This is a genomic window from Streptomyces sp. NPDC059874 (assembly GCF_042731135.1).
Lineage (GTDB): Bacteria > Actinomycetota > Actinomycetes > Streptomycetales > Streptomycetaceae > Streptomyces.
Genome location: NZ_JBHWJY010000085.1, coordinates 24,247 through 36,794 on the forward strand (window position 1 = coordinate 24,247; position 12,548 = coordinate 36,794).

Below are 12,548 nucleotides of genomic sequence, written 5' to 3' on the forward strand. Positions count from 1 at the left end.
GTCGTGGGACTCCGGCCCGGCCTCATACTCGACGAGTCCCGCCGCCCGGCAAGAGAGGTGCGATATGCGGCGCACGACTGGGGATGCCCCAACCGTTCATCTCTGGTCGCTGTCCGAGGACGTGGTCGTCGACGAGGGTGCGGGCGGTGACGCGCTGCTGCTCACCAGCCGTTGGGGGCAGGAACGACTCGACCGGCCGACGCCGGCGGTGCGTGAGGTGCTGCGGCGGATGGAGCTCGGGCCGGTGCTGCTGGCCAATGCCCTGAGCGGTCCCGATGACACGTACCTCTTCACGCTGCCGACGCTCAGGAAGCTGTCGCACCTCGTGGTGCGCACGCTCGGCGTGGACGACCTGAAGGGGCCGCTGCTGTCGGTGTTCCCGTCGTCGCCGGCGGCGCCTTCGCTGCTGGTCCGCCGGCCCGGCGCGTGCCGCGTGCGGGTGCCGCGGCACGTGGCCTTCAGAGTGCCGGAGTCGGGGGACGGGTGCGTGCTGGAGTCGGTGGACTCGCCGCACCGGGTGGTCCTGCACCGGCCGGAGGCGGCGTGGGTGGCGATGACGCTGGCCTGGCCGACCACGCTGGCCGCGGCTTCGGCGGCGCTGCCGCTGCCGCCGAAGGTGACCGAGGACATCATCGAGTACCTGTTCGCCGCCGGGATGGTCGCGGCCGTCGACGAGTCCGCCTAGTGCTGTGGCCGGAGAGGTTTGCCGGGGCGCGGTGTTCGGTGCGGTGCATCGCAAGGCGGAGGGCCGCGGCTCGTACCGGACGTACTCGCGCGGTCCGACAACGCGGCGAGGTGCCGTACCGAGCGCCGCGACCCGGTGAACCTTTCGGGTTACAGCACTAGACGAGCCAGCCCGCGTCGCGGGCGATGCGGATGGCGTCCACTCGGTTGCGTGCGTTCAGTTTCGCCACGACGGTCGTCAGGTAGTTGCGGACGGTACCCGTCGAGAGGTGGAGTTCTCCCGCGATCTCGGTGGCCTCGGCCCCTTGGGCGGCCATCCGCAGCACCTCGGTCTCACGGTCCGTCAGCGGGCTTTCGAGTCCGCTCCACGCGGCCAGGGCCAGGTTGGAGTCGATGACCCGCTGGCCGGCCACCACCCGTCGGATGGCGCTGGCCAGTTCCTTCGGGGAGTCGTCCTTGAGGAGGTAGCCCGAGACCTGGGCCGCGAGGGCGCGGCGCAGGGTTCCGGGGCGGCCGAGGCTGGTGAGCATCAGCGTCCGGCACTCGGGAAGGTGCTCGTGGATCTGCACGGCGGCGCTCAGCCCGTCGAGTCCGGGGAGGTCGATGTCGATGACCGCGATGTCCGGCTTGACTTCGAGGGCGGCGGCGAGGATCTCGTCGCCGCGCTCCAGCTCGCTGACGACCTGCAGGTCGTCCTCCAGGTTGAGCAGGGCCACGAGCGCTCCGCGCACCATGTTCATGTCTTCGGCCAACAGGATTCTGATCACCTTGTGAGCCTCCCCCCGTCGGCGCGGTCGATCTTGTCGCCGGAGCATAGCAAGTTGGCCTGTTTCGGTTAGTACCCAGAAGGAAATCAACGGCGGATCAGATGGCCGCGCCGACCCGTTCCTCGTCTGCCGACTCGTCGCTTTCGCGGTCCTCGTCGCCGTCGGCCGGGACGCACGCGACCAGCCGGAAGAGGCCGCCGGGGGCCTGCTCGACCAGCAGTTCGCCGCCCACCGCGCGCACCCTGAGCTCCAGGTTCCCCAGGCCGCTCCCACTGTGCGGTGAGCTGTCCCGGTAACCCTCGGTAATCCCGTCGTTGGTGACCGAAAGCGTCACGAGGCCGTCCTTCTCCACCGCGCTGATCTCGCAGTGACCCGCGCGGCTGTGCCGCAGGATGTTGGTGACGGCCTCTCGCAGCACGGTCGCCAGGACCGTGTCCACGGGTGAGCTGACCGGGCCCAACCGGATGTCGGTGACCGCGGTGACCTCCGCGGCGCTCAGCACCGAGCGGGCCGACTCGATCTCCTCCTCCAGGGACATGTCCCGGTACCCGCTGGCGACTCTGCGCACGTCGGCGAGCGACTGGCGGGAGATCGCCAGCACTTCTTCGATCTCCTGCTTCGCCTTGGCCGGGTGGGCTTCGATCAGGCGGTGGATGAGCTCGCCCTTGAGCTGGATCGCGGACAGGCTGTAGCCGAGCAGGTCGTGCAGGTCCCGGGCGAACCGCAGGCGTTCGCGGGTGACGGCGGCCCGGGTGAGCGCTCCGCGGCTCTCGTGCAGGACGCGGACCAGCTCGGACAACCGGCTCAGGCCGAAGGTGACCAGCCCGGTCAGCAGGGTGGTCTGCACGATGTAGACGGTGAAGAGCGCCGACATGCCCTCCAGCAGCGCCGGTACGAGCATGCTGACGCCCACGAGGCCGTACAGGCTCCAGCCCAGCCGTGGGGGCAGGAGCAGCAGCAGGGAGCCCGCCAGGAAGCCGGCCATGGCCCCCCACTGCGCTTTCAGTGTGATGAGCGGGAGGTACGTGAGGGCGACCTGCGCACCGAGGGTGAGCACCTTGCGTGACGTGGGCGCGTGCCGCGCGCCGGGCCGGGAGTGCGAGAGCTGGAGTGCGAAGATCGCGGCCAGCGAGGCCAGTGCCACCGCGAGGCCGCGTCCTTCGACTCCGGCATTGAGGATGTTGAGCGTGGTGATGCCCACGTAGCAGGAAATCGCGACGATGAGGATGACGTGGGCCATGCGCGGTGCGGGCAGGTCCCGACTGCGCCGGAGAATGCCTTCGACTCGCACCGCCTCCGCCAGTTCACCGGAGCTCTTTCCGCGGCGAGTCATGTCAATCCCCCTTCGGCACGCCCCTGATTGGACGTCAGCTTGAGCATAGGCGAGAGAAGCTTGAGGAGGGTGACAATTGAGCCTTCACACGAACAGCGGGATGGGGTTGAGCTGGGCATATGCCGTGGGTTCGGGCAATCGACCGAGCGTTACCGGTACGTCGAAAAGTCGGCCGGGGGCGAATCGCGCCCAAAAGTGGCGCAGCCCCGGAACGATTACTTTCACAACTGGAAGTCTTAAATCCGGTCGACTTTGATCCAAGATCAGCAGATCCATCCCTTTTCCCCGGACCAGTTCTGTAATCATGTGCACGTCATCCAGCAGATCGACGTTGCGTATCGCCGTCCAGTCCGCCGGGGTCCGGGGCCGCGTCGCCGGATCGGAGGCGAGATAGGGCTGGTTGGCCGTGGTCGCCAGGTGCCACCAGGAGAGCGGCTCCGGATCGGTGATCCGGTAACCCGAGCCGTCCGGGCGTACGTCGGACACGGCGGGCAACAGCTGCCCCATCTCCGCCAGCGCGCGGCGCAGTGCGACCCTGGGGTCGAAGTGCGCGCCGAAGCCGAAGAGCACGTCCTCGTCCGGCTTGTCGGTCCGCCGCGAGAGCGCCGCCATCACCGGGACACCCAGGTCCGAGGTGAGGTCCAGGACCCACACCTCCCGGTTGATCCGGCGGTATCCGTCGAGGACCCGCTCGATCCACTCCTCCGCGAAGGCCGTCAGATCGACCTCCGGCTGCCGCGTGCGGTTGTACCACCACAGGGCCACCGCGTCCCGCTCCACCAGCTCCAGGAACCCCTGAACCAAGGCGTCCTCGGGACTGCTGCCCGCCGCGTTGCCGTTGGAGTCGGCCATCAGCCCGTCCCCCGCCGGGCCCGTTTCCGGCGCATCGCCCCGTCCGTAGTACAGCATCGAGGTGGGAAGCAGCCGCTGGACGCCCTCGGCGAGCGACCACACCGGGGTCCAATCGGTGGGCCGCTTCTCGTCGAAGGGTGCGGAGACGTAGTGGAAGCGGGAGTGCTGCGCGTTCCAGTAGTCCCGCTGCGCGTACTGGCGGTCGTCGTACAGCTGGCAGGTGTTGGGGTGCATGGCGGCCGCGCCCAGGCCGCGCAGGGAGTCCCGTACGACGGGCTCGTCGCCGTGCCGGGTGCCGCTGTAGCGCTCGACCGCCTCGCACAGCGCGCTGGTGCGCGCTTCCTCGTCGGTGAGGCCCTTGCCGCCGTTGAGTGCGCGCAGTCCGGTGCTCAGGCCGGCGAAGGAGGCCGCCGCCATCGCCAGGTTGGGCCCGGAAACGTAGGAGGCGGTGAAGTCCGGGGCGCCGGAGGCCCGCCGTAACTCCTTGACCACCCCGGCCACCGGGTCCACGAGGTGCCCGTACGTCCGCAGCGTCTGGGCGGCGGTCAGGGCACGGTCCCCGCCTCCGGTCGCCACGGCCTTGCGGCGCGAGACGGGGACGAAGGGGGCCATGACCCGGCGGGCCACGAGACCGGGGTCCCCGCAGCCGGCGCATTGCGGGCGTCGGCTCACCGGGTGGGTGGCGGTCTTCAGCCGCAGCGTGTCCAGCGTCTGTATGTGTCCCTGCTCGGGGTGGCGCAGTCCGGCCAGCCACTTCGCGCTCTCCAGGACGGCCAGGTTCGCCGCCAGGGCCATGCCCGCGGGCAGCCCGGCGGCCGGACGCGGGACCGGGCCGTCCAGGCCGAGCGCGCGCCGGACCGGGATCTCGGAGTGGCGGTGGCCGCGCAGCCGGACGGCGAGGCAGTGCCAGCAGGGGCCGTCGTCGGGGAGGAAGAACGGACCGACCCAGGGGTCCGTACCGCACAGCTTGACCGGCAGCCACGGGCGGCCGGCGGCGCGGTGGGCTGCGTCCACACCGGCCAGTTCCGGGGAGAGGTAGTCGTCGCAGAGGACGAGGGCGAGGCCCGCCGCGAGCGGGTCCCGGGTGACCGCGATGCCGGACTCGCGGCAGGCGGCGGCCACCGGCGCCGAGTCCATTCCGGGGAGCGCCTCGATCGTGACGGCCGACCGGGCGAGGTCGGCCGCCGCCCGGCCTCCGTCCAGCCCGGCCAGGTCCCAGTACGCCTCGACTTCCGCCCGGCGGGGCGCCGGCACCCGGGCGCTCCCGCCCGCCGGCTCCGCGGCGGCCGCGGGAGAAGTGAAGCGGATCAGCCCGGCGTCGGCCAGGGCGGAGAGCGCCGCATCGACGTCCTCGGGGCCCAGCATCCGGGAGGCCTCGCGGTGCACGGCGCCCACGGTGCGGGTCCCGTCGAGCAGCGGTACGAGGATCTCCGCCTCGCTGCCGTACAGGGCGGTCACTCCGCGCCGGGAGAACAGGTAGGCGGCGTCGTCCGGCACGACCGTCGGCCGCAGGTGCGACTTGAAGCCCACCAGAGCGTCCTCGCACGCCGGCCGCTCGGTCGGCCGCTCGTTCCCGGCAGGGGTCATGCTCCCAGCCGTCCGGCGCTCGGGGCCACCGCGTCCATCACCTGCGTCGTCGTACACACCGACCACATCGCCACCGCGGTTTCGGGCACGGCGTCGAGATTCTCTATCACCAGGCCCCGTCTCACGGACTGGGCGGGGGCGGTCGCACAACGGGTGGGGTTGATACGGGCGCCGGCCGAAATGCTGGTCATGGCGTGGGTTTCCCTCTGCGTCGTCGAGCGGGTTCCTGTCCGTTCACCGACGATTCTGCGAGGAACGCCTGAGGCCTGACAGTGCCGGGCTCACCACCGCGAGATGAAGATTTCACATAGCCCCGGTGGGGCGCTCCGCGCCGCCCTTACAGGGCCCTTACACCGCCCCTGTGGCGGGCCTCCGGGGCCCTCGGAGGGCTTGGCGGGCCTTTAAGCGAGTGCTTGATGACGATGTTGCCCGCGTACGCCGTCAATACGCTCGCAATTCCAATTCGGATGCTCTCCTTCCCATGCTCCGCTCCCCCTTGGAATTCGCGGCGGCGCCCGGCCCCGCGAGGAAGAAGGTCCACGTGAACGACACCGTCGACGCACCTCCGTACGGCCGGATCCTGCGGCTGGAAGAGCTCTTGGAGGCCGCGTGCGTCCGCGAGGACGACGTGGAGCGGGTGCTGTTCCTGGCCACCCACCAGTCCTGCGAGATCTTCTTCGCCGTGGTGCTGCGGCACCTGGAGGCCGTACGGGACGCCCTGGACGCGGGCGACGGCTTCCTGGCGGCCCGCCGCGCCGCACCCGTGCCCATCATCTTCCGTACGCTCGTGGGGCAGTTCGACGGGCTGGCCACGCTCACCCCGGCGGCCTTCGAGGTCATCCGGACCGCGCTCGGCGAGGCCAGCGGCTTCCAGTCCGCGCAGTTCCGGGAGATCGAGTACCTCTGCGGGCTGCGCGACACCCGCTTCCTGAACACCGCCGGGTTCAGCGCCGCCGAGCGGGACCGGCTGCGCACCCGGCTGGAGGAGCGGTCCGTACAGGAGGCCTGGCGCGACTACGTGGCGGGCGGCCCGGACCGGGAGAGCGCCGACGCGGCGCGGCGGGTGCTGCTCGACTTCGACGAGGCGATGGCGATGTGGCGGGCCCGGCACGCCGTCCTCGCCGAGCGGTTCCTGGGCGGCGGCACCGGCACGGCGGGCTCCGACGGGGCCTCGTACCTGTGGATGGCGGCCCGCCGGCGGGTGCTGCCCGAGGTGTGGGCGGAACTGGCGTGACGACGGCCGGCCTCGACCTCGACCTCGACTACTCGCCCAGTTCGCTCGTCCCCGACCTCGACGCCCATCTGGCGCGGTACGCGGCCGACAGCGCACGGGCCCGGGAGACCCTGCGGGTGCACCGCGACGTTCCGTGCGGGCCGCTGCCCGAGCAACGGATCGACCTGTTCCCGGCGGCCGAACCCGGTGCGCCGCTGATGGTCTTCGTGCACGGCGGCTACTGGCAGGAGCTCAGCAGGTCCGAAGCGGCCTTCGCGGCGGCGGACTTCGTCGCGGCGGGCGTGTCGTTCGCGGCGCTCGGCTACGGGCTGGCGCCGCGACACCGGATGCGCGCGATCACCGCGATGGCGGCCGACTCCGTACGGAGGATCTGCGCCGGGCGGGCCGGACTGCCGGGTGCGCCCTCGGCCGTGCACCTCAGCGGGCACTCCGCCGGGGCGCACCTGGTGGCCTCGGCACTGCTGGACGCGGCGGGTTGGCGGGCGGCGGGGCTGGACCCGGCGGCCGAGGTCGCGTCCGCGACGCTGATCAGCGGCGTGTACGACCTGGAGCCGCTGACGCACACGTACGTCAACGACGCGCTCGGGATGGACCCGGCGGAGGCCCGCGAGGTCAGCCCGCTGCGCCTGCTGGCCGCCGGGGCCGGGGGGTTGCCGCCGCTGGTGATCGCCCGGGGGGTCCGCGAGACCGGGGCGTTCGGCCGGCAGCAGGAGGTGTTCGCGCAGGCGGCGCGGGCCGGCGGGGCGGACGTGACGGAGCTGGTGGTGCCCGGTCGGCACCACTTCGACCTGCCCTTCGACCTCGGGGAGCCGGCCACCGTGCTCGGCGCGGCGGTCGCCCGCCGGATCCGGGGGTGATCCGGGCGCTGCTGCCCGGCCCGGTCGTCGGCGTGGACGCCTTCGGGGACGCTCCGGAGGGTGTGCTGCTGCCGGCCGAGGAGGCGGTGGTGGCCGGGGTCGCGGCGGGCCGGCGGCGGGAGTTCGCCACCGTACGGCACTGCGCGCGCCGGGCCCTGCGCGAGCTCGGCGGCGGGCCGGGGTCGGCTGCGCCGCGCGGGGTGGCGCTGTTGCCGGACGGGGACGGGGTGCCGGGGTGGCCCGACGGGGTGGTGGGGAGCATGACCCACACCCGGGGATACCGGGCCGCCGTCGTGGCCCGGGCCCCGGACGTGGCGCGGCTCGGGATCGACGCGGAGCCGGACCGGCCGCTGCGGGACGGGGTCCTGGAGACCATCGCCTCGCCGGCGGAGCGCGCCGCGTTGCCTTTGGCCTGCCGGGGTGGCGGGGGCGGCGGGGTGTGCCGGGACCGGCTGCTCTTCTGCGCCAAGGAGGCGGCGTACAAGGCGTGGTTCCCGCATGCCCGGGTCCGGCTCGGCTTCCGCGACGTGGAGGTGTCGTTCGACGGCCCGGCGGCCGCGGGCGGCCGGTTCGAAGCGCGGGTGCGGCACGGGGCCGGCGAGCTGCTGAGGGGCCGGTGGGGTGCCGGGGGCGGTCTGCTGGTCGCGGTGGTGGCGATGCCGGGGGCTGCCTGCCGGGCGCGGTGGTGAGGGGGCCGGGCGCCGGCTGCCGGGCCGGGTGGTGACGGGACCGGGAGCCGGCTGCCGGGCCCGGTGGTGACGGGACCGGGCGCCGGCTGCCGGGCCGGGTGATGACGGGACCGAGTGCCGGCTGCCGGGCCCGGTGGTGACGGGACCGAGTGCCGGCTGCCGGGGTGACGGGGCCGGGTGCCGGGCGGGGCAGGGACATTGGCCGGTCGCGTGCCGGGGCGGACTGCCGGTCGACGTCGTGACGTGCCCGCCGGGCGGAGCAAGGGCATCGGCTTGGCCTGTGCCGGGACGGGGTGGTGGTCGACGCCGTGATGGGGGCCGCCGCCGGTCTGCTCGCCCGGCGGGGCAAGGAGATCGGTCCGGCCTGGGCCGGGGCGGCCGGGGCTCAGGGAGTGGTGCGGCTGTCCTCTGGCCGCGGAGCGCGGACATTTGACGGGTGCTTAAGGGCCTGGTCCGGTCGGGTCCGGGCTTCCTAGCCTGCGTAGGGCCTGCGGAGCGCCGCGTCAGACGGCGGAGAGCCGCCCGGGCGAACCACAGGAGGAGCGATGGTCTCAGCACCCCACCCCAGCTCGATCGCCGGCGAGGTCCGGCCGGTCGCGGCGGAATCGGTCGTGCACCTGGTGCGCGCCCACGCGCGGACCCGGCCCGACGCGGTGGCCGTCCGTACGGGCCCGGAGCAGGTCACCTACCGGGAGTTGTGGCAGCGGGCGCTCGCCGTCGCCGCCGCGCTCACCGAGGCGGGGACCGGCCCCGGGGACCGGGTCGCGCTGTGGGCCGACCGCACCGCCGGGACGGTCGCCGGCGCGCTGGGGGCGATGGCCCTCGGAGCCGCGTACGTCCCGATCGACCCGAGCCATCCCGGCGAGCGGACGGCTTCCGTGCTGGCGGGGGCGGCTCCGGCCGCGCTGCTCCACGACGGGGCCGCGGGGAGCGGGACGCTGCCCGCGCCGGCGGTGCCGGTGATCGACGTGGGGGAGCTGCCGGGACGGCCCGGGCTGCCCGAGCCCGCGTTGCCGGGGGCGGACGACATCGCGTACGTCGTGTTCACCTCGGGCTCCACCGGCACCCCCAAGGGGGTCATGGTCGAGCACGGCTCGCTGGCCAACTACGTGTCCTGGTGCGGGGATCTGGTGGGCGGCGCGGGCGACGGCAGTCCGCTCTTCGGTAGTCTCGGCTTCGACCTGGCGATGACCTCGCTGTGGGTGCCGCTCGCCCAGGGCCGGACGGTCACCGCGGTCGCCGGGATCTGGGACCAGGAGACGCTGTTCGGGGAGCGCGGGGAGCCTTACACCTTCGTGAAGATGACCCCCTCGCACGCCCGGTTCTTCGACGTGCTGGCGCAGCCGCCGCGCTACGACCGGGTGACGAAGCTCCTGATGTTCGGCGGGGAGGGCCTGGACCCCGCCCTGATCTCCTCGCTCGGCTCCCGGCTGGACGGGGTCCGGCTGGTCAACCACTACGGTCCGACGGAGACGACCATCGGCTGCTGCGCGTACCGCTTCGACCGCGCCGGCGTGCCGTCGACCCCGACCGTGCCGATCGGCCGGCCCGCCTGGAACACCCGGGCGTACGTGGTGGACGAGCAACTGCGACCGGTGGCGCCGGGCGCTCCCGGTGAGCTGGTGATCGCGGGGCGGTCGGTCGCCGCCGGGTACCTCGGGGGCGCGGGGGGCGGGAAGTTCCTCGACGAGGCCGAGCTGGGCGGCCCTGCCGGCGGGCGGGCGTACCGGACCGGGGACACCGTGGAGCTGCTGGCGGAGGGCGCGCTGCTCTACCTGGGGCGCGGAGACGACCAGCTGAAGGTCAACGGGTACCGGGTGGAGCTGGGCGAGCTGCGCCATCACGTGCTGTCCGTGCCGGGGGTGGCGGACGCCGCGTTCGACATCGTGCGCGGACCGGTGGACACGCTGGAGCTGTTCGTACGGCTCGGCGGGCAGGGGCCGCGGCCCGGCGCGCGGGAGTTCACGGCGCTGGTCCGCAAGACCCTCGCCGCGGCGCTGCCCTCGGCGTTGGTGCCGGACGGGGTGCACCTGGTGGACGAGATCGTGGTGAACGCCAACGGCAAGACGGACATCGCCGCGACCCGGGCGCGGGCGGGGAGGTAACGGGAGGACTTCACGTCCGAGGGGTTACGAGGTCACCCGCGCGCGTCAGACGCAGCTCAGTGGTGCGTCAGCGCGGTCCGGGATTCTCACAGGGCGGGCCGGCCCCCCGCCGTCGAGCGGCGCGGGGCACCGGGGGTGTCCTGTCGCTCAGGCCGCAAGCCCGGCCTGGGCGACGGGGCACCCCCGAGCTCGTCCATGACGACTCGGATGACGGAGTGAGCGACGTGTCGAACCCCTTTGACAACCAGGACGGAACCTTCCTCGTGCTGGTGAACGACGAAGGCCAGCACTCCCTCTGGCCCGCCTTCGCCCAGCGCCCCGAGGGCTGGACGGTGGCTCTGGGAGAAGGACCCCGAGATGCGGCGCTCGCCTACGTCGAGGAGCACTGGACGGACATGCGTCCGGCGGGGCTCCGCGAGGCCGCCGCCGCCGAGTCCGCCTGATCGGGCACGGGTCCGGGCGGAGGCGGAGGAGAACTGTGGACGTTGACATGGCGATTCGCGCGGAGGGACTGCGCAAGAGCTACGACAGCCAGGAGGCGCTGGGCGGCGTGGACCTGGAGGTGCCGGCCGGCACGGTGCTGGGCCTGCTCGGCCCGAACGGCGCGGGAAAGACGACCACCGTGCGGATGCTGGCGACGCTGCTCGAACCGGACGGCGGCCATGCGACCGTCGCCGGGTACGACATCGTGCGCGAGGCATCGGAGGTGCGCCGCCGGATCGGTCTGGCCGGCCAGTACGCGGCGGTGGACGAGATGCTCACCGGCCGCGAGAACCTCGAACTGATCGGCACGCTGGTGCACTTGGGCAAGTCCGCCACACGCGTGCGGGCACAGGAACTGCTGGAGCGGTTCGACCTGACCGACGCCGGCGACCGCCAGGCCCGTACCTACTCGGGTGGCATGCGGCGGCGCCTCGACCTGGCGGCCTCCCTGGTCGCGACGCCCTCGGTGCTGTTCCTCGACGAGCCGACCACCGGGCTGGACCCGGTGAGCCGGATGGGTCTGTGGACGGTGGTGCGGGACCTGGTCGAGGACGGCGTGACGGTGCTGCTGACCACCCAGTACCTGGAGGAGGCCGACTTCCTCGCCGACCGCATCGCGGTCATCGACTCCGGTCGCGTGATCGCGGAGGGGACCCCGGACGAGCTGAAGCGCAAGGTCGGCGAAGAGCGGCTGGAGGTGACCGTGGCCGTGCCCGGCCGGCTGCCGGACGCGGTCCGGGCGCTGCGCCGGATCACGGCGGCGGAGCCGTCCGTGGACGACGCGCGGAGCGTGGTCTCCATCCCGGTCGGCGACGGCCTGGCGACGATCGCGTCGGCCGCCGGGGAACTGCGGCAGGAGGGCGTGGAAGTCAGCGACTTCGCGCTGCGCAGGCCCACGCTCGACGACGTCTTCGTCACTCTCACCGGCACTCCGGCCTGACCCGGCCGGCCGGAAGCACGTTTCGGACTACGGGGGCTGCACTGTGCAAAGGATCCATTTCACCGCTGCCGACGTCGCGCGGACCCGTCTGAAGATCACCGCGGGACCGCTGGTCGAGTCGGCCTTCGCGTACGGACTGCTCGGGCGGGGTGTGAGCACCCCGTTCGCGCGGTGGCGCAGCCAGGTCGGGGACCGGCTGCGGCCGGGACCCGGGCGGCTGCCGGGCGGGCCCGGCACGGACGGCGAGGCCGGCCTCGGCGCCCTGTTGCGGATCATCGAGCAGGGCGCCGCGGGCAGTGAGCTCACCCGGGTCTGGCAGGCCGCGGTGGCTCCTTACTGGGAGCACCTGTTGGCCTTCCTGGAGGTCGAGTGCGAGGCCCGGGGCCGGGTGCTGATGGGCGGCGGAGCCGAACTGCTGCTGACCACCCTGCACTCCCGGATCACCTGGCGGGCGCCGGTGTTGGAGATCCACGACGCGCCCGACGAGGACATCCACCTGGACGGGCGCGGCCTGGTGCTCGCCCCCTCGGTGTTCCTGGCGCACCGGGCGGGCCGGGTCACCCGGCGCTTCGACCGGTCCGCGCCGGTGGTGTTGGCGTTCGCCGCGCCGCCGGACAGCTACCAGGCGACCGCCCTGTGGGACAAGCCGGACGGCAGCGGGCAGTCGCTGGGGGCCCTGGTCGGGCAGACCCGGGCGGCCGCGCTGCACGTGTTGCGGGCCAGCTGCACCACCACGCAGCTCGCGGACCGGCTCGGCATCTCGGCGGCCGGCGCCAGCCAGCACACCGCCGTACTTCGCCGGACCGGTCTGATCACCACCCGGCGGGTCCGCAACACGGTGCTGCACACCCTGACTCCGCTCGGCGCGGCGCTGCTCAAGGGCATGAGCGGGCAGCCGGCCGCGGCCGGCTCGCACCGGGCGCACCCGGTGCCGGCCGCGGCCGGCGCCCTCCAGCCCGCGTCCTGACGTACGGCTCCACACACGAACGGCCGCCCCCGGCACGGATCTCCGTGCCG

12 protein-coding genes are annotated in these 12,548 nt (G+C 73.2%); 8 read left to right on the forward strand and 4 right to left on the reverse strand.

Annotation, left to right across the window (positions count from 1 at the left end; all coding sequences use genetic code 11):
- Positions 1-64: 64 nt before the first annotated feature.
- Positions 65-685, forward strand: a complete 621-nt coding sequence (locus tag ACFV9H_RS33920; protein WP_385406010.1) for an NADH oxidase — start codon at positions 65-67, stop codon at positions 683-685.
- Positions 686-842: 157 nt separating this feature from the next.
- On the opposite strand, the gene ACFV9H_RS33925 is transcribed toward ACFV9H_RS33920, so the two are convergent.
- The 4 genes from ACFV9H_RS33925 to ACFV9H_RS33940 all read right to left on the reverse strand — a co-directional run bounded on the left by ACFV9H_RS33925 (position 843) and on the right by ACFV9H_RS33940 (position 5,414).
- Entirely contained in the window at positions 843-1,451 is a 609-nt protein-coding gene (locus tag ACFV9H_RS33925) for a DNA-binding response regulator (RefSeq protein ID WP_385406012.1), read from the reverse strand.
- A 97-nt stretch (positions 1,452-1,548) separates the two neighbouring features.
- Positions 1,549-2,784, reverse strand: coding sequence for a sensor histidine kinase (locus ACFV9H_RS33930; RefSeq protein ID WP_385406014.1), 1,236 nt, complete (start codon positions 2,782-2,784; stop codon positions 1,549-1,551).
- Positions 2,785-2,868: 84 nt separating this feature from the next.
- Positions 2,869-5,223, reverse strand: a complete 2,355-nt coding sequence (locus tag ACFV9H_RS33935) for a TOMM precursor leader peptide-binding protein (protein ID WP_385406017.1) — start codon at positions 5,221-5,223, stop codon at positions 2,869-2,871.
- On the reverse strand, positions 5,220-5,414 hold the full coding sequence (locus ACFV9H_RS33940; protein ID WP_385406020.1) for a hypothetical protein: 195 nt from the start codon (positions 5,412-5,414) through the stop codon (positions 5,220-5,222). The genes ACFV9H_RS33935 and ACFV9H_RS33940 overlap by 4 nt, the downstream gene beginning before the upstream one ends.
- Before the next feature lie 290 nt (positions 5,415-5,704).
- Here ACFV9H_RS33940 and ACFV9H_RS33945 point away from each other — a divergent pair, with 290 nt between their 5' ends.
- From ACFV9H_RS33945 to ACFV9H_RS33975, 7 genes are all read left to right on the forward strand, one after another.
- On the forward strand, positions 5,705-6,457 hold the full coding sequence (locus ACFV9H_RS33945) for a tryptophan 2,3-dioxygenase family protein (protein ID WP_385406022.1): 753 nt from the start codon (positions 5,705-5,707) through the stop codon (positions 6,455-6,457).
- Positions 6,454-7,314, forward strand: a complete 861-nt coding sequence (locus tag ACFV9H_RS33950; protein ID WP_385406025.1) for an alpha/beta hydrolase — start codon at positions 6,454-6,456, stop codon at positions 7,312-7,314. Before ACFV9H_RS33945 ends, ACFV9H_RS33950 begins: the two co-directional genes overlap by 4 nt.
- Positions 7,311-8,003 (forward strand): 4'-phosphopantetheinyl transferase, encoded by a 693-nt coding sequence (locus tag ACFV9H_RS33955; RefSeq protein ID WP_385406028.1) that lies wholly within the window; start codon positions 7,311-7,313, stop codon positions 8,001-8,003. The genes ACFV9H_RS33950 and ACFV9H_RS33955 overlap by 4 nt, the downstream gene beginning before the upstream one ends.
- Positions 8,004-8,548: 545 nt before the next feature.
- Positions 8,549-10,108, forward strand: coding sequence for an amino acid adenylation domain-containing protein (locus tag ACFV9H_RS33960; RefSeq protein WP_385406030.1), 1,560 nt, complete (start codon positions 8,549-8,551; stop codon positions 10,106-10,108).
- A 224-nt stretch (positions 10,109-10,332) separates the two neighbouring features.
- Positions 10,333-10,551, forward strand: coding sequence for an MbtH family protein (locus ACFV9H_RS33965; RefSeq protein ID WP_385406032.1), 219 nt, complete (start codon positions 10,333-10,335; stop codon positions 10,549-10,551).
- Between the two features lie 47 nt (positions 10,552-10,598).
- The gene (locus ACFV9H_RS33970) at positions 10,599-11,531 is read left to right on the forward strand and encodes an ATP-binding cassette domain-containing protein (protein ID WP_385406035.1); all 933 of its coding nucleotides are present in this window, start codon (positions 10,599-10,601) and stop codon (positions 11,529-11,531) included.
- 43 nt (positions 11,532-11,574) lie between these two features.
- Positions 11,575-12,498, forward strand: coding sequence for an ArsR/SmtB family transcription factor (locus tag ACFV9H_RS33975; RefSeq protein WP_385406038.1), 924 nt, complete (start codon positions 11,575-11,577; stop codon positions 12,496-12,498).
- The last annotated feature ends 50 nt before the right edge of the window (positions 12,499-12,548 follow it).

What these genes read in the sequence shown, in the direction of transcription:
- ACFV9H_RS33920 (WP_385406010.1), top strand. Translation starts at nt 65, where the DNA reads ATGCGGCGCACGACTGGGGATGCCCCAACCGTTCATCTCTGGTCGCTG.
- ACFV9H_RS33945 (WP_385406022.1), top strand. Translation starts at nt 5,705, where the DNA reads ATGCTCCGCTCCCCCTTGGAATTCGCGGCGGCGCCCGGCCCCGCGAGG.
- ACFV9H_RS33970 (WP_385406035.1), top strand. Translation starts at nt 10,599, where the DNA reads ATGGCGATTCGCGCGGAGGGACTGCGCAAGAGCTACGACAGCCAGGAG.
- ACFV9H_RS33935 (WP_385406017.1), bottom strand. Translation starts at nt 5,223, where the DNA reads ATGACCCCTGCCGGGAACGAGCGGCCGACCGAGCGGCCGGCGTGCGAG.
- ACFV9H_RS33960 (WP_385406030.1), top strand. Translation starts at nt 8,549, where the DNA reads ATGGTCTCAGCACCCCACCCCAGCTCGATCGCCGGCGAGGTCCGGCCG.
- ACFV9H_RS33930 (WP_385406014.1), bottom strand. Translation starts at nt 2,784, where the DNA reads ATGACTCGCCGCGGAAAGAGCTCCGGTGAACTGGCGGAGGCGGTGCGA.
- ACFV9H_RS33940 (WP_385406020.1), bottom strand. Translation starts at nt 5,414, where the DNA reads ATGACCAGCATTTCGGCCGGCGCCCGTATCAACCCCACCCGTTGTGCG.